Origin of the sequence: Olsenella uli (assembly GCF_016899935.1) — a bacterium.
Taxonomy (GTDB): domain Bacteria; phylum Actinomycetota; class Coriobacteriia; order Coriobacteriales; family Atopobiaceae; genus Thermophilibacter; species Thermophilibacter uli_B.
Window position 1 is genome coordinate 1 of record NZ_JACJJK010000079.1, and the last position, 251, is coordinate 251.

A 251-nucleotide genomic window follows, 5' to 3' on the forward strand; every position below is an offset into this window, starting at 1 on the left:
GCTTGCAAGCAAACGTGAAACACGTCCGGCTAAAAAACACGGCAATGTTCCATTATAATAAGGGGAGAGTAAATTAACATGGCAAATAACAATGCTCCTATTAGCGAAGAAGTAGTAGCTGCTATTTCTGCCGCTGTAGAAATGATGATTGGCAAAAAAGTCATAGCTGTTCGTATTAAACGCAGCGATGCTTGGACAATGGCGGGCAGACGCGACAACGCTTAATTTTTCCGTCATCAATAAACCAATAA

Annotated in this window: 1 protein-coding gene; it reads right to left on the bottom strand. The window is 41.4% G+C overall.

Features of this window, described 5'->3' with window-relative positions:
* A partial coding sequence (locus H6A07_RS09910; RefSeq protein ID WP_204814750.1) for a hypothetical protein occupies window positions 1-251 on the bottom strand: 251 nt, incomplete at both ends.